This window comes from Lentibacillus kapialis, from assembly GCF_014646635.1.
Classification (GTDB): domain Bacteria; phylum Bacillota; class Bacilli; order Bacillales; family Amphibacillaceae; genus Lentibacillus; species Lentibacillus kapialis.
The window spans coordinates 41,772-62,824 of the sequence record NZ_BMNQ01000012.1 but is presented as its reverse complement, the minus strand read 5'-3'; the positions used below and the strand labels follow the sequence as shown (position 1 = coordinate 62,824).

21 protein-coding genes are annotated in these 21,053 nt (G+C 45.8%); 20 read left to right on the top strand and 1 reads right to left on the bottom strand.

The genetic code is table 11. The features are described 5' to 3' along the window. Positions 1-266: 266 nt before the first annotated feature. Positions 267-1,130: a reverse transcriptase domain-containing protein gene (locus tag IEW67_RS06800; protein ID WP_188632308.1), complete on the bottom strand. Its 864-nt coding sequence runs from the start codon at positions 1,128-1,130 to the stop codon at positions 267-269. A 1,030-nt stretch (positions 1,131-2,160) separates the two neighbouring features. On the opposite strand from IEW67_RS06800, the gene prfA reads away from it, so the two are divergent. The 20 genes from prfA to atpG all read left to right on the top strand — a co-directional run bounded on the left by prfA (position 2,161) and on the right by atpG (position 21,018). After that, positions 2,161-3,231, top strand: a complete 1,071-nt coding sequence (gene prfA / locus IEW67_RS06795) for a peptide chain release factor 1 (protein WP_188632307.1) — start codon at positions 2,161-2,163, stop codon at positions 3,229-3,231. After that, the gene (gene prmC / locus IEW67_RS06790) at positions 3,212-4,117 is read left to right on the top strand and encodes a peptide chain release factor N(5)-glutamine methyltransferase (RefSeq protein WP_308430717.1); all 906 of its coding nucleotides are present in this window, start codon (positions 3,212-3,214) and stop codon (positions 4,115-4,117) included. Before prfA ends, prmC begins: the two co-directional genes overlap by 20 nt. Positions 4,118-4,427: 310 nt before the next feature. Then, entirely contained in the window at positions 4,428-5,045 is a 618-nt protein-coding gene (spoIIR, locus tag IEW67_RS06785; RefSeq protein WP_188632306.1) for a stage II sporulation protein R, read from the top strand. 96 nt (positions 5,046-5,141) lie between these two features. Next, positions 5,142-5,543 (top strand): GNAT family N-acetyltransferase, encoded by a 402-nt coding sequence (locus tag IEW67_RS06780; protein ID WP_188632305.1) that lies wholly within the window; start codon positions 5,142-5,144, stop codon positions 5,541-5,543. Positions 5,544-5,970: 427 nt separating this feature from the next. Beyond that, positions 5,971-6,993, top strand: a complete 1,023-nt coding sequence (locus IEW67_RS06775) for an L-threonylcarbamoyladenylate synthase (RefSeq protein ID WP_188632304.1) — start codon at positions 5,971-5,973, stop codon at positions 6,991-6,993. Positions 6,994-7,104: 111 nt separating this feature from the next. After that, positions 7,105-7,659: a manganese efflux pump MntP gene (locus tag IEW67_RS06770; protein ID WP_188632303.1), complete on the top strand. Its 555-nt coding sequence runs from the start codon at positions 7,105-7,107 to the stop codon at positions 7,657-7,659. Positions 7,660-7,989: 330 nt separating this feature from the next. After that, positions 7,990-8,598: a low molecular weight protein arginine phosphatase gene (locus IEW67_RS06765; RefSeq protein ID WP_188632302.1), complete on the top strand. Its 609-nt coding sequence runs from the start codon at positions 7,990-7,992 to the stop codon at positions 8,596-8,598. Between the two features lie 60 nt (positions 8,599-8,658). After that, positions 8,659-9,126 (top strand): ribose 5-phosphate isomerase B, encoded by a 468-nt coding sequence (gene rpiB / locus IEW67_RS06760; protein ID WP_188632301.1) that lies wholly within the window; start codon positions 8,659-8,661, stop codon positions 9,124-9,126. Next, positions 9,126-9,698: a TIGR01440 family protein gene (locus IEW67_RS06755; protein ID WP_188632300.1), complete on the top strand. Its 573-nt coding sequence runs from the start codon at positions 9,126-9,128 to the stop codon at positions 9,696-9,698. The genes rpiB and IEW67_RS06755 overlap by 1 nt, the downstream gene beginning before the upstream one ends. Positions 9,699-9,860: 162 nt before the next feature. After that, positions 9,861-11,096 (top strand): serine hydroxymethyltransferase, encoded by a 1,236-nt coding sequence (glyA, locus tag IEW67_RS06750; RefSeq protein ID WP_188632299.1) that lies wholly within the window; start codon positions 9,861-9,863, stop codon positions 11,094-11,096. A 236-nt stretch (positions 11,097-11,332) separates the two neighbouring features. Beyond that, the gene (upp, locus tag IEW67_RS06745; RefSeq protein WP_188632298.1) at positions 11,333-11,962 is read left to right on the top strand and encodes a uracil phosphoribosyltransferase; all 630 of its coding nucleotides are present in this window, start codon (positions 11,333-11,335) and stop codon (positions 11,960-11,962) included. Positions 11,963-11,980: 18 nt separating this feature from the next. Further along, complete coding sequence (gene wecB / locus IEW67_RS06740; protein WP_188632297.1) at positions 11,981-13,096, top strand: non-hydrolyzing UDP-N-acetylglucosamine 2-epimerase; 1,116 nt, start codon at positions 11,981-11,983, stop codon at positions 13,094-13,096. Positions 13,097-13,332: 236 nt separating this feature from the next. Next, complete coding sequence (locus IEW67_RS06735; protein WP_188632296.1) at positions 13,333-15,531, top strand: S8 family serine peptidase; 2,199 nt, start codon at positions 13,333-13,335, stop codon at positions 15,529-15,531. 377 nt (positions 15,532-15,908) lie between these two features. Beyond that, positions 15,909-16,274: an ATP synthase subunit I gene (locus tag IEW67_RS06730; RefSeq protein WP_188632295.1), complete on the top strand. Its 366-nt coding sequence runs from the start codon at positions 15,909-15,911 to the stop codon at positions 16,272-16,274. Positions 16,275-16,301: 27 nt separating this feature from the next. Beyond that, complete coding sequence (gene atpB, locus IEW67_RS06725) at positions 16,302-17,024, top strand: F0F1 ATP synthase subunit A (RefSeq protein ID WP_188632294.1); 723 nt, start codon at positions 16,302-16,304, stop codon at positions 17,022-17,024. 100 nt (positions 17,025-17,124) lie between these two features. Next, the gene (gene atpE / locus IEW67_RS06720; RefSeq protein WP_188632293.1) at positions 17,125-17,331 is read left to right on the top strand and encodes a F0F1 ATP synthase subunit C; all 207 of its coding nucleotides are present in this window, start codon (positions 17,125-17,127) and stop codon (positions 17,329-17,331) included. A 118-nt stretch (positions 17,332-17,449) separates the two neighbouring features. Further along, positions 17,450-17,977 carry a F0F1 ATP synthase subunit B gene (gene atpF, locus IEW67_RS06715; protein WP_188632292.1) on the top strand — a complete coding sequence of 176 codons (528 nt, stop codon included), beginning with the start codon at positions 17,450-17,452 and terminating at the stop codon, positions 17,975-17,977. Then, a complete protein-coding gene (locus IEW67_RS06710; protein ID WP_188632291.1) occupies positions 17,970-18,509 on the top strand; it encodes a F0F1 ATP synthase subunit delta in 540 nt (179 codons plus the stop codon). The genes atpF and IEW67_RS06710 overlap by 8 nt, the downstream gene beginning before the upstream one ends. Before the next feature lie 21 nt (positions 18,510-18,530). Next, positions 18,531-20,042 carry a F0F1 ATP synthase subunit alpha gene (gene atpA, locus IEW67_RS06705; protein ID WP_188632290.1) on the top strand — a complete coding sequence of 504 codons (1,512 nt, stop codon included), beginning with the start codon at positions 18,531-18,533 and terminating at the stop codon, positions 20,040-20,042. A gap of 103 nt (positions 20,043-20,145) precedes the next feature. After that, complete coding sequence (gene atpG / locus IEW67_RS06700) at positions 20,146-21,018, top strand: ATP synthase F1 subunit gamma (RefSeq protein ID WP_188632289.1); 873 nt, start codon at positions 20,146-20,148, stop codon at positions 21,016-21,018. The last annotated feature ends 35 nt before the right edge of the window (positions 21,019-21,053 follow it).

The window sequence follows — 21,053 nt, the reverse complement described above, 5'->3', positions numbered from 1 at the left end:
TTCCCATCCGCCACAAGAACACTACCATGGACACAAACAAGGTCAAGGGTGGTGGCCTACATTCAAATCGCTAAGCTGAGAAATTTCTATATTTAACTTGTCCGAATTCTTGACGTAAGACCATTCCCTATAAATACGGGCTCTTCATTCCATTTACTTTGCATAATGTCAGGGCTCTTTTAATCCAGAAAATCAAAAAATCAATGTCCCATTGCTTTTATCTAAGTCAGGATAGTTCTGTCATTTCAGATCGACATCCGGGAAAATTACGGACATAATGAATGAAAACTACTAAGTTGTAGCATTTCCTGTATCATCATGGATCTATTCGATGTAGTCTTTTGCTTGAAGCATTCGAGGCTTTGGCATTCTGCGATACTTCGGATATTATGCGAAGAAAAATGAATAGGATCATTGAAATACAAGGATTTTAATCGATTACTTTGCATAATAACTTTCTTTGCATAAGGAGGGTTATGCGAAGCTTTGCATAAACCTCCTTGAGGTGTTCCTTCCCTTGTAGCCTCGAACTTTCCATCCTCCATTATCCCAGCTTTTAGAAAGCGTCTGATTAGTCGAAGAAAGTTAGGGTCTGCGATATCATGCTCCAGGAATGTCATTAACCAGTCATGGTCTACATGATTAAAGAATCCCTTAATATCTGCATCCACCACATATCGACACGTTGGATGCATAATTACCCCATCCAAGCCTTGTAGTGCTTGATGTTGATTTCTTCCTGGTCGGAAACCATAAGAAAACCCCTTAAATTTCTGCTCATAAATGGCAGTCAGGATTTTACTCAAGGCTTTCTGCACTATCTTGTCTTCAAATGCGGGAATACCTAACGGTCTGTTACTTCTCTCATCTTTCGGAATATAGGTTCTTCTTGAAGCTTGTGGTTTATATGCCTGCCGTTTCATTCGAGCTACCAAATCTTCCAGATTGGTCTCAAGGTTCGTTCCGTACTTTTCTTTGGTTTGTTTATCTATTCCAGCCGCCTTACCTGCTGGAAGCTCTAGATAACAATCCTTTAGTCCCTGTTTATTCAACAGGTGTACTAGAGAGGTGAATCGTTCCTTAGGTTTCGTCTTTGCAATTTCCGCTATTCTTGCTAATTTCGTTATCATCTGTTATCCCTACCTCTGCGTGCAGCATCTGTTTCCTTACCAAGATTAATGTCATGTGACTCCCTTTCCTCCTCTGGCATTACCCAGTATCATCAGTACTATGGAGCCATCCGACTCCCTGTAGCCATCTGCCTAACTCCCTTTTAATCGGTCGCTTCGGCATACTCTTGTACTGTTCCTGTAATAGTACTTGCTACAAAAGAGCTAACAGGGTCTCCCGAGTTGCCGTACAATCTACTGTTAACATGCCTGGTTCACTGACCCCGGGGAAGTTCCACCTAGCTCACCATTTTTTTTTCACGCTATATGGAATGTTGTTTTCCAGTTTCCGCACACCGTCAACCTTCCCGATGTATCCCATTTCGAGGCTCTATCACTTTCAGGCCTATTAACCTCCCTGTCTACGCTTAGCACCCTGCATCTCTACAGGTAACCCAAGACTCGGTATTGGCGACTTGGCTAAAGTCTTACCAAGCAGGAGTATCACCTGCCAAATTGTACGCCCTTGCTCGGACGCTCACGGAATGAGGATCCGTTAGATATGGATATCCCAGTTTAGGCGGACCCTCCCTTCCATTATTTGCTTCTTTGGATCGTGAGCCTGGGCAGTTACGGTAGAGGGTCGTCGAAACATGTTTCTGAAATTCAACATATGTTCCCGGCAAAAATTCAGCCTGTGAACATTGTAGAGGAGAGATGTATCCGGCATATTATAAAGGCATACATGGACAGGAATACAAAAAATACAAATTATCGGATTTTCTCTAACGAAGATAGAAAAAAGGACTGGGCCGCACTTTGCCCGGTTTTTCTAACGTCGTATAGAATTCGAGCCGCTCCAGCGCAGAGTAGAATTCCTATTTTCCGATACGGGCGGCCCGTTCGCAGGGAGAGCTAATTGTGAACTTGAGCGAAAAATTTGTGACAACTTGAGCCGATTCCACCAATTGCACGCTATACGTAAGCTACTTTTGACCTCCCTGTGCGAGTGTATTATAATTATACTGTTAATCGAAAAGAGGTGAACGTTGTGTTAGAGCGATTGCAATCGTTGGAAGATCGATATAATAAGCTGAACGAATTGCTCAGTGACCCTGATGTCATTAGCGATACGAAAAAACTGCGTGATTATTCCAAAGAACAGTCTGACCTTGAAGAAGTCGTGCAGGCTTACCAGACTTACAAAGATGTTGACGAACAATTGAAAGATACAAAAGAAATGCTTGAAAATGAGTCCGATAGTGATATGCAGGAAATGGCAAAGGCTGAAATTGAAGAGCTCTCTGAAAAAGAACACGAGCTTGAGGAGCGGCTAAGAATATTACTTCTGCCGAAGGACCCAAACGATGATAAGAACGTCTTTATGGAAATCCGCGCCGCGGCGGGTGGTGATGAAGCGGCGTTATTCGCCGGTGATCTTTATCGCATGTACAGTAAATATGCTGAAGCGAAAGGCTGGAAAATCGATGTGGTTGAAGCTACCTCAACTGGCGTCGGTGGATACAAAGAGATTATTTTCATGGTGAACGGTAGCGGTGCTTATTCCAAACTGAAGTACGAAAATGGTGCACATCGCGTGCAGCGTGTACCGGAAACGGAATCCGGTGGCCGCATCCATACCTCCACTGCGACAGTCGCGGTATTACCCGAAGCCGAGGAAGTTGAGGTCGATATCAACGAAAAGGATATTCGTATTGACACATTTGCTTCAAGTGGTCCGGGCGGCCAAAGTGTTAACACAACGATGTCTGCAGTGCGTCTGACACACGACCCGACCGGGATTGTTGTTTCTTGTCAGGACGAAAAGTCACAAATCAAAAACAAGGAAAAAGCGATGAGAGTCCTCCGCGCACGCATTTATGACAAGTTTCAGCAGGAAGCACAGGAAGAAATCGATGAGAACCGCAAGTCCGCAGTTGGAACCGGAGATCGCTCAGAGCGCATCCGAACATACAATTTTCCACAGACACGTGTCACTGATCACCGTATCGGGATGACCATTCAAAAGCTTGATCAAGTGATGGAAGGAAAACTGGATGAGTTCATCGACGCCCTGCTCCTTGAAGAACAGGCAGAAAAACTTGAACAAATTGGTGAATGAAATGGGAAACGAACGGAAGTTGCATGACGTCCTGCGCCGGGCTTCTCTTTTTTTAGAAAAGCATAACCGGGAGCCGAAAGTGGCTGAATTGCTCCTGCAGCATTTTCTGGGTGTATCACGTTCTGAATTTTTCATGAAAATGCGCGACCCTGTTCCGGAAGCGGTGATGATACCATTTCAGCAGGCAATTGAGCGACATGCGGAAACCGGCGTGCCGGTAGAACATATTACCGGGTATGCTCCGTTTTACGGCAGGGATTTTCATGTTAATGCGTATACCCTGATTCCGCGTGCGGAAACTGAGGAGCTCATTCAGCACATTATGCGGACAGTACCAAATAAGCGAGTGGTTATTGCGGATATTGGCACCGGGACCGGTATCATTGCTGTTACACTTGCCTTGGCATGTCCGGAAGCGTCAGTATACGCAAGCGATATATCAGAAGAAGCACTTGCTGTTGCACGGCAAAATGCCAGTTATTTTGGTGCCAGTGTTGGCTTCCTTCAGGGGGATTATCTGAAACCGATGATTGAACGGGGTATCCAGGCTGATATCGTCGTTTCCAACCCGCCTTACATCGCACCTGAGGAGGGCATGGCTCTTGCTGATACTGTGAAAAACTTCGATCCTGATCTTGCGTTGTTTGCAGATGAACAGGGCTTGGGCGCATACAACAGAATTATTGATAAGCTCCCGCATGTGCTGAAGCAGAATGGGACTGTATTTTTTGAGATAGGACACGACCAGGGAGCAGCAGTCAAGTCCATGCTGCAACGTACCTTCCCGGAAAGTGACGTGTCAATCATCCAGGATATGAACGGAAAAGATCGTATTGTCGGCGGAAAGTTGAGTAAGTTCCCATGTTCGGAAAATAATTCGGTTTGAACGCGTGTATACTGAATTAGCGCCCGTTTTGTAAAAGTGTCAATAGAAGAAGCTCTTATCAGTGCTCAAATGAGCTGTGAAAACTGCTGAAAAGTCGCCGAAAACAGCCCTCGACAGCTATCAGACCGCCACTGAAAACTGCTGATACTTCCGACAGTAGTAATCCTGCTTCGATCACCCTTAGCATTAGAATACCGGCGCCCCCGCCTCCTGTCTTGCGTTGCTGAAAAATTTAATAGATTTATAGTTTAAAAACACCTCCCCTCGTCCATACTGTTTGATAAGTCAGGTTGGAAAGGGGTTTTATTTGATGCGACGGGTTATGATTTCTGCCCTTATTTTTATGATTATTCTAGTGATTATGCCGGTTCAAATTTTGAGTAAGGAAGCCGGAACAAGCAGTGCCCAGTCAGATATAAAGGTGATTCCGGATGAAGCGATTCGTCTTCGGATTCTGGCCAACAGCGACAAACCAAATGATCAAAAGCTAAAACGCAAGGTCCGGGATGAAGTGAATGCTTCAATCACTGAGTGGGTTGAAGATATAACGGATATTAACGATGCCAGAAAGTTAATACAGGAAAAGATTCCGGAAATACGTGCTATTGCGGCAAATGTTGTGCAAAAAGAAAGTGAGCAGCAGGATTTGGAAGTCAAATATGGTAAAAATATCACATTTCCCGCCAAGTTATACGGTTCATACATGTATCCCCCGGGTGAATATGAAGCGGTGCTGATTACACTGGGTGAAGGCAAAGGCGCCAATTGGTGGTGCGTACTCTTCCCGCCCCTTTGTTTTCTTGACTTTTCAAATGGTACAAGTGTTGCCGAAGCGGAAGGTACCGAGACAGAAGAAAAGGTTCAGAATGAAGATGATGAAAAAGAAGAGGCTGAGGTTAAATTTTTCCTCTTTGAATGGTTCAGTTAGGTCATAGAGTTTCTAGTTTCTGCATAACGTACTAGAAAGATGTAGTTGAAGTCACCATGACCCTGCGTGAAAATTCAAATTCAGAGAGGTGAAAAAATGGAACTGATCGCAGCAAACCAAGCTACAAAAGCAAAACTTGAAATATTTTTGGAAAATAATCAAGATGTCAAACGCGATTTATTGCTTGAAAAGGGTTATGTGGTTGAGTTGAATGGAACAATCGAAGGGTGCTTTGTCATAGATTCGGTTGAGGAAGATATTTACTGGCTGAAACAGTTATATGTGACCAAAAATGCTGCGGCATCATTGCCGGTCTTACTCGAATCTATTTTGGCACTGGCAAAAGAAAAGCAGGCAAAGCAATTATTTGTTCATAGTCATCAGCCGATGGTGGATGTCCTGCTTGAAGCATTGCAGTTTTCGCCGCAAAAAGAAAATGCATTTGTGGCGAGTCAGCCGGACACGAAAGGAAACTGGTGGACGTATAATGTTTCATAGGTTCTTTCTTCCGGGGATAATACAGGCCTCGCTCATTGAAGTTTCGCTTGATTTCGTCAACAATTATGCACAATGATCTGTGGATAACATGTTAAAACTCTGGATAATTCGTGTTAATAGCCACATATTTGTGGAAAAAACAATCAGGCCGGGAAACGCACCATAGTCAGATTTCACTGATATAGCGTCTTTTTCCGGCATGGAGCCTTTGGGAAGCGATGCCAAAATGGTTGCTTTGGCCTCATGAGAAAAGCAGTTATGTTACCTTGTGGATAGTCTGTGCATAAGTCTTTGACAGGCTTATTTTTTTGCGTAAAAATAGTGGTTCAACTAGAATAAAGTCATCATTCAGTGAGTGCTTTTTCACTGAATATATGAATCGAATCAGACGATACAGGATCTACGATAGAAATGAGGGACATATGCAATGCGGACAAAACGCTGGAATATTCAAGTGCAAGAACCGGACTATCAGGCGATCCGGGAGGCTGCCGAACTGCTGAGGAACGGCTGGACGGTAGCTTTTCCGACTGAAACGGTGTACGGCCTGGGAGCCGATGCAACTAATGAGGCGGCTGTGTCAGGTATATTCAGGGCTAAAGGACGACCGGAGGATAACCCGCTGATTGCTCATGTTGCCACAAAGGATCAGCTGCGTGGTCTGGTGAGAACCTTGCCGCCGGTCGCGGAAACATTGCTGGATCGATTTACACCGGGGCCATTGACGGTCGTTTTGCCGAGTAATGGTGTGTGTGCTGACAATGTCACGGCTGGATTATCCACAATCGGCGTACGAATCCCGCAACATCCAGTGGCCCGTAAACTGCTTGAAGTGTGTGATATTCCTGTGGCTGCCCCGAGTGCCAACACTTCCGGGAAGCCGAGCCCGACCACTGCTGATCACGTCTTTGAAGATTTGCACGGAAAAATTGCCGGCCTTGTGGATGGCGGACCGACCGGCGTTGGCGTTGAATCAACAGTTGTTGATTGTACGCAGGATATTCCGATTGTTTTACGTCCGGGTGGCATTACATCAGAACAGCTTGAAGCAGCAATTGGTTCTGTGATGGTTGATCCCGCCTTGGCCAACACCACTGAAAATCCGAAAGCGCCGGGGATGAAATATACCCATTATTCTCCTGAAGTACCAATGTGGCTGGTCGCAGGAACACCGGAACATATACAAACCGTCATTGATGGGGAGCGTGGACCTAAGAAGCGTATTGGTGTCATGGCCAGTACGGAAACGGCTGCCGAATTGCACGCAGATAAGGTCATCCCGCTCGGATCGGATTTGCGTGATATTGCTGCCGGACTTTATGATGCGCTGCGTATTTTTAAAAATGGCGATGTTGATTTGATTGTGTGTGAAACATTCCCTCGGACGAATATCGGGCAAGCTATCATGAACCGCCTGGAAAAAGCCGCCGTTTCTTATGTGGACAGCTGAATGACGAACAGGCAATTGGGGATAATTGATATTCAGGTATGATAAATGACGAGTGCATATTTCCCTGTGGACAGGCATATAGTCTAGTAGCATGTCCGAGGGGGATTGTGAATGTCGGTTTATCAACTAGGTGAGATGGTATCCCTTGTATTTATGGCGATTGCATTGGGGATGGATGCCTTTTCTGTCAGTCTTGGCATGGGAATGCAGGAAATCAGATTGAAGCGAATTGCCATTGTCGGTGCTGTGATCGGTTTATTTCATATCATGATGCCGTTTAGTGGCATTTTATTAGGACAGGCAATCTCCACGCAAATCGGGCAATATGCAACATTGACAGGAGGGCTTTTGCTCGTTGGGATTGGGGCACATATGGTTTTTTCCGCATTTAATCATGAGGCGAAACGGCTGGTACAACCTGTCGGGCTTGGGCTGCTTTTTTTCGCGTTAAGCGTCAGCCTCGACAGTTTTTCAGTTGGCCTCAGTCTTGGGCTGTCAGAGGTCAAAACCGTCTTTGCCTTATTATTGTTTGGAGGCGCCAGTATGCTGCTCACATGGATAGGTATGATTTTAGGCAGAAAGATGCATGGATTGCTTGGCATTTACAGCGAAATACTGGGTGGCAGCATTCTTTGCGGGTTTGGGCTGAATATATTGTTTGGATGAATAACGAAACGGCAGGCTCTTCGAAGGACGGAGAGTCTTTTTTGTAACGTCAGAAAGTATAAATTATGGATGACCTTATAGAGGTTGTTCAAACCTCCTTTTTGAACACGCACTTATAGGAAAAGCCTCGGCTTTCGCTATAAGAGGAGGCGAATGCCGAGTTTTTCTATCGCGTATTTTCCAAATTTTTTTCTGACAATCCAAAAATTCTATGATATAGTTTGGATAGGGTTTTACATATATTTTTTTGATTGATGGTTACTTTGTTAAGCCTTAGTAAGCAGTGAATGATGCACTTTAATACATAAGGGTTATCGGAGGTTCTTCCTAATGAAGATATTGTTTGTTTGTACAGGAAATACGTGTCGAAGCCCTATGGCGGAGGCGCTGTTAAAGCATAAAGTGCCTGAGGCCGAAGTGCAATCTGCAGGTATTTTTGCTGTAAACCATCAGCGTCCGAACAATCATGCCGTAGAAGCTTTAAAACAGCAAGGCGTCACCCTTGATACAACATCCCGTCCGGTGACCCAGGGATTGCTGCACTGGGCAGATTTGGTGCTGACGATGACAACCCAGCATAAACAGTCACTGATTCTCGAGTTTCCTGATTACCAACAAAAATATTTCACATTAAAAGAGTATGTCTCCCATGCTGATCGGCAGATTTGGAATGATTTAAAGCGTGAGTATGCCGATTATGAAGAAAAGCGGTCACGATTCATCCAGCGCAATCAGCACAAAATGGATAAACAGACACTTCATCGGAAGCTCGGTGAACACCTGCAAAATGACTGGGAAAAGATTCAAAAGCTTGAGGCCAGCCTGATTAATTATGACATTTCAGATCCGTTTGGCGGAAGCATGGCTGTATATAAAAAGACGTCAGAAGAGTTGAAAAAACATATTCATGAGTTGGCTGAAAAATTGTATGACACGTGAAAGCGATATGTTAAGCTAATAAAAAATTATGAATGTTTTTAAACACGGGAGGTGCAGATAATGAACGTATTGATAACAGGTGATCATGCTGGTATGACGATCCGGAATGAAGTGATAAAGCTCCTTGATGAACTGAATATTGCATATGAAGATGCGGGTTGCTCTTGTGAACATTCGGTTGATTATCCCGATTATGCGCTGCCGGCAGCAGAACGTGTTGCCAGAGGTGAATTTGACCGTGGTATTTTTATTTGCGGAACAGGTATTGGCATGTCGATTTCAGCGAACAAGGTGAAAGGCATCCGCTGTGCTCTGGTCAGCGATGTTTACAGTGCCAAATTAACGCGTCAACATAACGATTCCAATGTTCTAGCAATGGGGGAGCGGGTTATCGGTCCGGGACTCGCCCGTGACATTGCCAAAACATGGCTCGAAACTGAATTCGAGGGGGGCCGGCATGCGGACCGGATTGGAAAAGTAAGCGCATATGAAGCGGAATGGCCAAAGCAAGAGGCAGGTGACCTGTAATGGATTTCCGAGAGCAGGTCAGACAGGATATTCAGGCTATATCCGGTGAATGGCAGGCAAGTGGCTATTTGCATGAAGGCGACCTGTTTGTTGTCGGCTGCTCGACCAGTGAAGTCGCTGGTGAACGGATCGGTACTTCCGGTAGTGAGGGTATCGCAGCAATTCTCTTTGAAGAACTGGAGGCGCTGCAATCGAAAACCGGTGTCTCTATTGCCTTTCAATGCTGTGAACACCTGAACCGGTCGCTTGTGGTTGAAAAAGAAACGAGAGATCGGCATCGTCTTGATGACGTTTCGGCGATTCCGGTTCCCGGCGCCGGTGGTGCGATGGCGTCATTTGCCTACAAACATATGAAAAATGCGCTTGTTGTTGAGACGATCAAAGCGGACTACGGGCTCGACATCGGTGAAACGATGATTGGCATGCATTTGAAACCGGTTGCCGTTCCGCTCAGATTTGAGCAACGTATGGTCGGAAATGCACGCGTCACTGCTGCACGCACTCGTCCGAAATTGATTGGCGGGAAACGGGCTGTGTATGATCATGAAACGGCCGATATAATGCGCGATTAATTATTTGTTAAGATTTTCGAGCGATGCCGATGGGACTAATGTTGTGCTGATTCAGTATAAATTAAGAATAATCAGCCTGTCCTGCTGTCGGATAAGATTGATACGACTACACCCGGATGATCGTGTCAGAGATTATACTGTAAAACAAGGAGGATTTATCTTATGGATCATGTAAAGCAAACAGACCATGAAGTGTACGAAGCAATTCAGGCTGAAAAAACACGCCAGCAGGAAAAAATTGAACTGATTGCATCTGAAAATTTCGTATCCGAGGCAGTTATGGAAGCGATGGGATCAGTTTTGACGAATAAATACGCGGAAGGTTACCCCGGCAAACGCTATTATGGCGGCTGCGAGCATGTGGATGTTGTGGAAAACCTGGCTCGTGACAGGGCCAAGGAACTCTTCGGAGCAGATCATGCTAATGTTCAGCCGCATTCCGGTGCCCAGGCCAACATGGCTGTGTACTTTTCTGTATTGAACCCGGGTGATACCATTCTTGGCATGAATCTCAGCCATGGCGGTCATTTGACACATGGAAGCCCCGTTAATTTCAGCGGAAAATTGTACCATGTCGTGGATTATGGTGTCGATGAAGCAACGGAAAAACTTGATTATGATGCTGTACTTGAGCGGGCAAAGGAAGTTCAGCCGAAATTGATCATTGCCGGTGCCAGTGCATATTCCCGTGAAATTGATTTTGCCAAATTCAAAGAAATTGCTGATGAAGTCGGGGCATATCTGCTGGTTGACATGGCGCATATTGCCGGGCTTATTGCAGCTGGGCTCCATCAAAATCCTGTAGAACATGCTGATTTCGTGACGACAACAACACATAAAACATTGCGCGGACCACGCGGTGGCATGATTTTATGCAAACAAGAACATGCGAAAACAATTGATAAAAATGTATTCCCGCGTATGCAGGGCGGTCCGTTGATGCATGTCATTGCCGCTAAAGCCGTTTCGTTTAAGGAAGCGTTGTCTGACGATTTTAAGACATATTCGAAACAGATCATCCAAAATGCGAAGGCACTAAGTGAAGCTCTGACCAACGAAGGTCTTCGTATTGTATCAGGCGGGACGGATAATCATCTGCTACTGCTTGATGTAACACCATTGAACCTTACTGGAAAAGTAGCCGAAAAAGCCCTTGATGATATTGGCATCACCGCCAATAAGAATACGATCCCTTTTGATCAGGAGAGCCCATTTGTCACAAGCGGTATGCGGATAGGCACAGCAGCCGTGACAACACGCGGTTTTAAAGAGCCGGAGATGAAAGAAATTGCCTCCATCATTGCATTGGTTTTGAAGAATTATGACGAAGAAACCGCACTGCGTGAAGCAGAAGTGCGTGTTCAGAAACTGACCGGCAATTTTGCCATATATGCATAAATGTAAAGGATGCTCCCGATTGGAGTGTCCTTTTTAGTGAGGAAAGCATGCCCGTAGAAGGGGACTCGCGCAACACAGGCGGAAATTCGCGCGAGGATGGCAGAAATTCGCGCGAGCCCTCCTGGATGAAGGTGAATTTTGGCTGCTGACAAAAATCCTCATTTAATCTTGAAAGCTCGTCCATTTTTCAGTACAATTTGAAGGATGCCACTAAACATGAGGAGTGATCGGTTAAGATGGGAAAAGTACACGTGCTGAATCATCCATTAATTCAACACAAGCTGACGTACATACGCGATAAGCATACCGGGACAAAGGAATTCCGTGAGCTCGTTGACGAGGTTGCGATGCTCATGGCATTTGAAATTACACGCAACCTGCCATTGCAGGAAAAGACGATTGAAACACCGGTTATGGAATCACAAACACAGGTGCTTGCCGGTAAAAAGATCGGATTGATCCCGATTCTCCGTGCGGGGCTTGGCATGGTTGACGGTATGCTGAAACTGATACCGGCAGCTCGTGTCGGCCATGTCGGTTTGTATCGGGACCCGGAAACGCTCAAACCGCATGAATACTACATTAAATTGCCTTCTGACATCAAAGAGCGCGAACTAATCGTTATTGACCCAATGCTTGCAACAGGCGGTTCGGCTAATGACGCTATTCACTCATTGAAAAAACGCGGCGCAAAGCAAATTCGCCTGATGTGTCTTGTTGGCGCTCCTGAAGGTGTTGAGGTTATTCAAAACGAACACCCTGACGTTGATATTTTTCTGGCAGCGCTCGATGAAAAATTGGATGAACATGGTTATATTATACCGGGGCTCGGTGATGCCGGCGATAGGCTTTATGGAACAAAATAGTGCTGGAGTGAGTACTTAATGGACAGGCGTATCAGAGTGATGATGATTTTTGGAACGAGACCGGAAGCTATTAAAATGGCTCCGCTCGTTCTGGAATTGAAAAAACGGCCTGAAATTTTTGAGTCGATTGTAGCGGTGACTGCACAGCATCGTGAAATGCTTGATCAAGTCCTGAATATTTTCGGTATCACCCCCGATTTTGATTTGAACATTATGAAGAAAAGCCAATCACTTGCCCAGATCACGACGCGCGCACTCGAAGGACTTGATACTGTCATGAAGGAGACTGCGCCTGATATGGTTCTGGTTCACGGTGATACAACGACAACGTTTGCTGCGTCGCTTGCCGCCTGCTACAACCAGGTTGCAATCGGTCATGTCGAGGCAGGGCTGCGCACGTGGGATAAATATTCGCCTTACCCGGAAGAAATGAACCGGCAGCTGACAGATGTCATGGCCGATTTGTATTTTGCGCCGACAGAAAAATCCAGGCAAAACCTTCTGGACGAAAATAAACCGTCCGACCGTATTGCTGTAACCGGCAATACGGCGATTGATGCGCTGAAGACAACAGTTGATGATGCATACTTAAGCCCCGTGCTCAATGAAATCGGTGATCGCCGGCTGGTGCTTGTGACCGCCCATCGCCGTGAAAATATTGGAAGCAACATGGAGCAAATGTTTCGGGCCATCAAACGGCTGATTGATAAACACGGCGATGTTCAGGTTATTTATCCAGTCCATTTGAATCCGGCCGTTCAAGAGACAGCACACGCCATTTTGGGCGATGACAACCGGATTAAGCTGATTGAGCCACTCGGTGTAGTCGATTTTCATAATTTTGCTGCGAGATCTTATTTAATCATGACGGATTCCGGCGGAGTGCAGGAAGAGGCTCCGTCATTGGGGGTGCCGGTTCTTGTCCTGCGTCAAACGACTGAGCGCCCGGAAGGCATTCAGGCGGGTACGCTGAAACTGGCCGGCACTGATGAGGAGAATATTTTCAATCTGGCAGATGAATTATTAAGCGATGACGCCGCTCATGAAGAAATGTCCCAAGCTTCCAATCCATATGGCGACGGTGAGGCGTCAGGCAAAATAGTTGATGCGATTGTGACGTATTTTAATAAGTAGCAAGACCCAGCCCTGTTTGCTGGGTCTTTTCGCTGTGATGCTTGTCATATAGGCCCGGAATCGACCCAAGGGTGCGAATATCAACCGGAGGGAGCCGGGAATCGACCCGAGAGCGAGAAAATCGACCTGAGAAACCAAACATCAGCACAATCCTTCCATAAATCAACTTCTCATGTATGTTTTCCTTCTCATTTCCAAATGCTAGCCATAAACCTACCCGAAAAGGAGCACGCACCATGCATCGACTTCTGATATCGTTAATTGCTCTTACTGTAGTCGCGTCCGTACCGGCAGCGGCTGAATCGACGGATAAAAAGTCGGAAAAGGAAGCTGTTATCATTGAAGTGGACGGCAATCCCCAAGAGCATAAATCATACCTCAACACCTACCACCCGTACATCGATGTGGTGCATACCTATGATACGCTTTTTAATGGCTTGGCATTGAAAGCGTATCCCGACCGGTTTGAGCAAATTGAGTCACTGGATTTCATAAAAGCGGTGCATCCGGTTGCTACATATAAAACACAATTTGGTCAACCCGACCCATTTAAAAAAAGCCCAAACAGTGTCCTCCCGGCTACGCTTAATCAAACGGCCTATACAGGAAAGGGTGTTCAGGTTGCGGTGATCGATACAGGAATCGACTACGAGCATCCTGATCTTGCCGGAAGTTATGCCGGCGGGTATGATGTTGTCGATCTTGATGAAGATCCGATGGAATCAACTGCTGAAGATGGTCTCCCGACACAACACGGCACACATGTGGCGGGTATCATTGCTGCGGATGGGACACTGCAGGGTGTGGCTCCGGATGCGGACATTTTTGCGTATCGTGCGCTTGGCCCCGGTGGTATGGGAACCTCTGTCCAGGTGATTGCAGCATTGGAGCAGGCGGTTAAGGACGGAGCGGATGTTATCAATCTCTCGTTAGGTAACAGTGTCAATGGGCCTGATTTTCCGACCAGCGTTGCTGTCAATCGGGCGCAGAATCTTGGTGTGCCGGTCGTGATAGCTAATGGTAACAATGGGCCGGAGAACTGGACAATTGGCTCCCCGGCAACAGCAGCCAATGCAATTTCTGTTGGTGCTGCATCCAATCCGCAGACTGTCCCATATTTGTTTGAATCACTCAGTAACAAGAAAATCCCGCTGACCGAAATGAGTGGGTCGAAAGCATGGGATCTCGGGAAAAGTTACGACACGGCTGTTTTTAAAGGTGATAATGTCCGGGGAAAAATTGCCTTGATGGAGCGCGGTAAACCCCCCTTTTCAGAAATGGCCAAGCAGGCACAGGAAGCCGGTGCAGTCGCTGTTATCATTTACAATAATGAAGGAGGCCGTTTTCAGGGGATGATTGCCAATGACGAAGAGCCGATCCAAATCCCTGTCGCATCGATTTCAAAACAGGATGGCCAGTGGCTTGTTCAAAACGCTCGAAACCAAAATCTTTACATGAAAACGAGACATAAAACAACGAAACAAACGATGGCTGATTTCAGCTCACGCGGGCCGGTTACTGTGAACTGGGATTTGAAACCGGAAGTGAGTGCGCCCGGGACCAATATTTTAAGCACGGTCCCCGGAGGCTATCAGGAATTGCAGGGCACGAGTATGGCGGCACCGCATGTAACAGGGGCCATGGCACTTCTGATGGAAGCTCATCCCAACTGGTCGGCACAACAGCTGACAGGCGCGTTGAAAACGACAGCAGCACGCATCAAAAATGAACAAGGTAAACCGTTTGCCCCCATCATTCAAGGGGCGGGTGAAATCCGGCCGGAAAAAGCCATCAATACTCGGGCCATTATCGATAAACCGCTCCTGTCTTTCGGTAAAGTCGATAGCCATCATGAAAAGAAAATGCACCATATGACGATCGAAAATCAATCGGATCAGGCTCAGACTTATACGTTTTCTATACCGAAAAAGCAAAGAGGTATCACCTGGAAGCTGCCGCAACGTTTTACGCTGGAAAAAGGGGAAACAAAGAAACTTCCGATCGAATTGGATGTGAACAGCAGGCAGGTTGACAAAGGCCTGCATCAAGGTTGGCTGACATTGAACGGGAGAGAGCAGACGTATCATTTGCCGTATCTTTTCGTCAACAAAACGGCGGACTACCCGAGAGCAATGGGCTTTGAATTTTCGTTAAAGCCATTTTCCGATGACACGTACACCTATCAGTTTTACCTGTCTGAACAGGCGGAGAGTGTCGATGTCACGCTCTATAATCCGGATACCCTCATATATGAGCGTACCCTGGTGAAGTCGGATGATGTAAAAGTTGGCCTGAATGAAGGGCAGATTAATCAGTCGGAATTAGGCGAGCCGGGGCAATATTTGGCTGTCATCAATGTCAAATTCAGTGAAGGCAGGAGGGCCGGTTATCAGACTAAAATTCATATTCCGAGGCAACCCCACCCGGCTGAATAGCGGCGGATTTGTTCACATAATGTTCATAGAATCAGATCGGATTTTCCTATATAATGAGAAGCTGAAAAGGGCTGAAATCAAGGAGTGAAAGCAGCCTCCGGAAACGCACAAAAACGGCAGCAGACGGCATGTCATTTTATCAACATACTAATTGACAATGGGGTATCGCTAATGTAAACTAGCGTAGTGGGAATGGTAAGGGTTCCAAAGGGTCGTTGAGAGACTAGGAACAGCCAGTACCTTACATAGAATATAGGATGTATATTCCGCATTAGCTGTGATTTACCTCACTTCTGTTACAAAGGCTCATTCCCGCTAAGTGAGCTGATGCAGAGGACATTTATCATGCTCGATTTTATTGGGAGAAGAGTCAAATCATGTCGTATTATGGAATGACGATTACGAGACAACGCAAGTGGATGTTTTACCTTCTCGCTGCATTTGTCCTGGGAGCAGGCTTTACACCATATCCGCGTGTTTTTCTCGGTCTTCTGTTAGGCGGTGCTGCGAGTTTTTACAATTTGTGGCTGCTGCAGCGTAAAATAGCTGCGTTTGCAGAGTCAGCAGCAACAAATAAGTCCGCAACAGGGATCGGCACGCTTTCCAGGATGGCTTCGGCCGTTTTGGTTGTGATTATTGCACTTCGCTATGACGCCTATTTCGACATGATTTTCGTTATAGTTGGATTAATGACATCCTATCTGGTCATTGTGATAGATTTTTTTATGTCTGAATCTAAATAATAATGTTTGGAAAAGGGGTGAAGCAAAGTGGATCATGAAGCACCAATAGCCGAAAATGTGTTCGGCATATCATGGCTTGACTTTAACATATCGAACGTACTAATGATAGCCATTACGTCACTTATCGTGTTTGTCCTGTGTGTCCTGGGCTCCAGGAAGCTTCAAATGAAGCCCTCAGGTGCACAGAATTTCATGGAGTGGGTCCTCGATTTTGTTAAAGGTATGATCAGTGACACGATGGATTGGAAAACCGGGAAAATATTCCTGCCGTTTGCCTTGACACTTATCACATATATTTTGGTGAGTAACCTGCTCGGTGTCGTAACACTAGGTGTCTTCGGTGATGAACTATGGTGGAAGTCACCGACATCGGATGCCGGCATCACCTTGACATTAGCGGCAATGGTGATTGTGCTGAGCCATTATTATGGCATTAAGTCACGCGGGCTGAAAGAATATGGGAAGGATTATATACGCCCATTCCCAGTATTTTTGCCTATTAAAATTGTTGAAGAGTTTGCAAACACGTTGACATTGGGTCTTCGTTTGTTTGGCAATATTTATGCCGGCGAGGTTCTGCTGGGACTGCTGGCCGGTTTGACATCCTCAACGTTTTTGGGATTTTTTGGCGGTGCGATTCCTATGCTGGCATGGCAAGGTTTCAGTGTCTTTATTGGCACAATCCAGGCATTTATTTTTACCATGCTGTCAATGGTTTACATTTCGCACAAAGTATCAAGTGAACACTAAGTTACGCTGAATATTGTTAAGTAACCCGTTTCGGTAATCAGATACCGGAACAGGAAATTACTAAAAAACTACTATAATCATTTTGAGGAGGATTTATATTATGTCAGCTCTAGCAGCAGCAGTAGCAGTAGGTTTGGCGGCATTGGGTGCCGGTGTAGGTAACGGTTTGATCGTAAGTCGTACAGTTGAAGGGATTGCGCGTCAACCGGAATTGAGAGGCCAACTTCAAACAACCATGTTCATTGGTGTCGGTCTGGTTGAAGCGATGCCGATTATCGCGGTTGTTATCGCACTTATTGTTATGTAACTGAATGGAATGAAAGATAATGGCGGAGATCATGTTACACAAAGACCCTTCGCCGTTGTTTATGCTTTAAGCTTAAACGATCGACAACGCGATATGTAACGTGAAAGGAGTGAATTCTGTGCAGGCATTCTCCGGGTTAACAATTAACGCTGGAATCGGCGGGCTTCAGGTTGGCGATATGCTGACCCAACTGTTCTTCTTCATTGTCTTAATCCTGTTGGTTCGTAAATTTGCATGGGGCCCGCTAATGAACGTCATGCAACAACGTGAGGACTACGTCGCAGGTGAAATTGAAGCTGCCGAACAAAGCCGTGCTGAAGCTGAAAAGGCGCGTGAGGAAGCAACTGAACAATTGAAACAGACCAAACAGGAAGCACAGCAGATTATAGAAGATGCTAAAAATGCCGGGACAAAACAGGAGCAGGATATCATCGAATCCGCCCGTCGTGAGGCGGAACGTATCAAAGAATCGGCTCAGGAAGAAATTGAAAATGAAAAAGAAAAAGCGGTACAGACTCTTCAGGACAAAGTCGCTTCTCTATCCGTATTAATAGCCAGCAAAGTGATTGAAAAAGAAATCAGTGAACAGGATCAGGAAGAGCTGATTAATCAATACATTAAAGAGGCAGGAGAAAACGATGAGTGACGTAGCTGCCAGCCGCTATGCCGAGGCTCTTTTTCAGATTGGTGACGAAAAAGGCAAAATGGATCAACTGGCTGAGGAATTGGATGTCCTGAAATCAATCTTTGTTGAAAATGAACAACTGGTGTCTTTCCTGGAGCATCCGCGTATTGATAACGATACGAAAAAGCAATTCATTGACGATGTGTTTCAAGCGTTTTCCAATGAGGTTGTGACGACGTTGGACCTTTTGAATAAACGGCATCGTATCGGAAACCTGCCCGCTATTATTGACCATTTTACCCATATGGTAAATGATGCAAAAGGAATTGCGGAAGCAACAGTATATACTGTCCGCGAATTGTCGGACAGTGAGAAAGAACAACTTGAAAACACCTTTGCAAAGCGTTTCAATAAACAAGCCATCAAACTTAATACCGTTGTGGATTCATCTATCATCGGCGGCCTTAAATTAAGAATCGGCAATACGATTTACGATGGCACAATCAGCGGTAAGTTAAAGCGGATCAAACGGAATATCGTAACAGCAGACTAAAGAAGATAGGGGTGAATTGGTATGAGCATTAAAGCTGAAGAAATCAGTTCGCTGATAAAACAGCAAATCGAGAATTTCGACTCGGATATTGAAGTCAATGATGTCGGCACTGTTATTGAAGTCGGTGACGGTATCGCACGTGCACATGGACTTGACAATGCTATGGCCGGTGAGCTTCTGGAATTCTCCAACGGTGTGATGGGGATGGCTCAAAACCTTGAAGAAGGAAACGTTGGTATTGTCATCTTAGGCGAATTTACAGATATTCATGAAGGCGATGAAGTCCGCCGTACAGGCAGAGTTATGCAAGTACCTGTAGGGGAGGAGCTGCTTGGACGCGTTGTGAACCCATTGGGGCAGCCGATTGACGGCAAAGGCTCGGTTGAAACGACTAAAAATCGTCCGATTGAAGCACCAGCCCCTTCCATTATGGATCGTCAGGAAGTTAAAGAACCATTACAGACAGGCATCAAAGCAATTGACGCCCTTGTTCCGATTGGGCGCGGACAGCGTGAATTAATCATTGGTGACCGTCAAACTGGTAAAACAACAATCGCTGTTGATACCATTTTGAACCAAAAAGACCAGGATATGATATGTATTTATGTAGCTATCGGGCAGAAGGAATCAACGGTAAGAAGCACGGTTGAAACATTCCGCCGCTACGGTGCGCTCGATAATACAATTGTCGTATCCGCCGGTGCATCAGAACCTGCACCACTCTTGTACCTGGCACCATATGCAGGTGTATCGATGGGTGAGGAGTTCATGTATGATGGTAAGCACGTACTGGTTGTATATGATGACTTAACCAAGCAGGCAGCTGCTTACCGTGAACTTTCCTTGCTGCTTCGTCGCCCGCCGGGACGTGAAGCTTTCCCCGGAGATGTTTTCTATCTCCACTCACGCCTGTTGGAACGTGCGGCAAAACTTAATGATTCAAAAGGCGGCGGTTCATTGACCGCACTGCCATTCGTTGAAACACAAGCAGGCGATATCGGTGCCTATATCCCGACCAACGTTATTTCCATTACAGACGGGCAAATCTTCCTGCAGTCCGACTTGTTCTTCTCGGGTGTGCGCCCGGCGATTAACGCAGGTCTCTCCGTTTCACGTGTCGGTGGTTCGGCTCAGTTGAAAGCAATGAAGAAAGTTGCCGGTACATTGCGGCTTGATTTGGCGTCATTCCGTGAACTGGAATCCTTCGCACAATTCGGTTCAGACCTTGACAAATCGACGAAAGCCAAACTTGACCGCGGTGCACGGACAGTAGAAATTCTGAAGCAAGGATTGCATAAACCACTTGCTGTTGAAAAACAGGTCATGATTATTTATGCGCTGACAAAAGGATATCTTGATGATGTCCCGGTTGAAGACATCACCCGTTTTGAGTCAGAAATGCATACATGGCTTGATGAAAACCGCAAAGAATTGCTTTCAACCATTCGTGAAACAGGCAAATTGGCTGAAACTGAAGATATGAATGAAGCAGTTGAAGCGTTTAAGAAAACATTCTTACCCAGTGACCAATAAATGATCAGGCAATAATAGAGTTTGGATTAAAGGGCTCTGGCTTCTGTCGGCCAGGCTCTGTCATCTCATCTCCAACCTCTGTACAGGAAGGGTGGTGAAATGCTTGGCATCACTTAGAGATATTCAAAAACGGATTGACTCGACATCTAAGACGAAACAGATTACAAAGGCAATGGAAATGGTTTCGGCTTCAAAAATGAGCAAAGCCGAGGAGAATGCCAAATCATTTGTTCCTTACAGCGAAAAAATCCAGGAAGTTGTTGCGAATATCGCGAATAACAACATGGATGTTGTCCATCCAATGCTTGAAAAACGCGACGTTAAGAAGTCCGGCTATTTTGTGATCACCTCTGACCGCGGATTGGCAGGCGCTTATAACAGCGGTGTACTGAAAAAAATCTATGAAGCCATTCACACGAAACATCAATCCACTGATGAATACACCATCATCGTTGTGGGACGTGTGGGTTATGAATTCTTCCGAAAACGTGGTATGCCGGTATCTAAAAGCATGCTTGGAATGGCGGATCAGCCGGATTTCAATGATATTAAGGAGCTCGCATCTGAAACGGTTCAAATGTTTGCCGATGAAGAAATAGATGAACTGACCATGTATTATAACCATTACAAGAGTGCCATCTCACAGGTGGTAACCTCAAAACAGATATTGCCGTTAACTGACCTTGCGGATATGGCAGGCAGTACCGGCACGGGCAATAGCCAGTATGAATATGAGCCGGATCAGGAGCAGATTCTCAAAGTACTCTTGCCTCAATATGCGGAAAGTTTAATTTATGGCGCATTGCTTGACGGCAAAGCGAGTGAACACGCAGCACGGATGACCGCCATGCGTAATGCAACCGATAATGCCAACGAGCTTATTGATGACTTGACATTATCTTATAACCGTGCACGCCAGGCAGCAATCACACAGGAAATCAATGAAATTATCGGCGGTGTAGCTGCACTTGAATAGCTCTTTTTTATGTTCGATATAGGATAGGAGGGAAA

Coding starts and splice junctions, on each gene's coding strand:
- IEW67_RS06755 (WP_188632300.1), top strand. CDS start 9,126: ATGGATTTCCGAGAGCAGGTCAGACAGGATATTCAGGCTATATCCGGT.
- IEW67_RS06730 (WP_188632295.1), top strand. CDS start 15,909: ATGTCGTATTATGGAATGACGATTACGAGACAACGCAAGTGGATGTTT.
- IEW67_RS06770 (WP_188632303.1), top strand. CDS start 7,105: ATGTCGGTTTATCAACTAGGTGAGATGGTATCCCTTGTATTTATGGCG.
- IEW67_RS06735 (WP_188632296.1), top strand. CDS start 13,333: ATGCATCGACTTCTGATATCGTTAATTGCTCTTACTGTAGTCGCGTCC.
- IEW67_RS06775 (WP_188632304.1), top strand. CDS start 5,971: ATGCGGACAAAACGCTGGAATATTCAAGTGCAAGAACCGGACTATCAG.
- glyA (WP_188632299.1), top strand. CDS start 9,861: ATGGATCATGTAAAGCAAACAGACCATGAAGTGTACGAAGCAATTCAG.
- wecB (WP_188632297.1), top strand. CDS start 11,981: ATGGACAGGCGTATCAGAGTGATGATGATTTTTGGAACGAGACCGGAA.
- IEW67_RS06710 (WP_188632291.1), top strand. CDS start 17,970: ATGAGTGACGTAGCTGCCAGCCGCTATGCCGAGGCTCTTTTTCAGATT.
- rpiB (WP_188632301.1), top strand. CDS start 8,659: ATGAACGTATTGATAACAGGTGATCATGCTGGTATGACGATCCGGAAT.
- IEW67_RS06780 (WP_188632305.1), top strand. CDS start 5,142: ATGGAACTGATCGCAGCAAACCAAGCTACAAAAGCAAAACTTGAAATA.
- upp (WP_188632298.1), top strand. CDS start 11,333: ATGGGAAAAGTACACGTGCTGAATCATCCATTAATTCAACACAAGCTG.
- IEW67_RS06765 (WP_188632302.1), top strand. CDS start 7,990: ATGAAGATATTGTTTGTTTGTACAGGAAATACGTGTCGAAGCCCTATG.
- IEW67_RS06800 (WP_188632308.1), bottom strand. CDS start 1,130: ATGATAACGAAATTAGCAAGAATAGCGGAAATTGCAAAGACGAAACCT.
- atpE (WP_188632293.1), top strand. CDS start 17,125: ATGTCAGCTCTAGCAGCAGCAGTAGCAGTAGGTTTGGCGGCATTGGGT.
- atpA (WP_188632290.1), top strand. CDS start 18,531: ATGAGCATTAAAGCTGAAGAAATCAGTTCGCTGATAAAACAGCAAATC.
- spoIIR (WP_188632306.1), top strand. CDS start 4,428: ATGCGACGGGTTATGATTTCTGCCCTTATTTTTATGATTATTCTAGTG.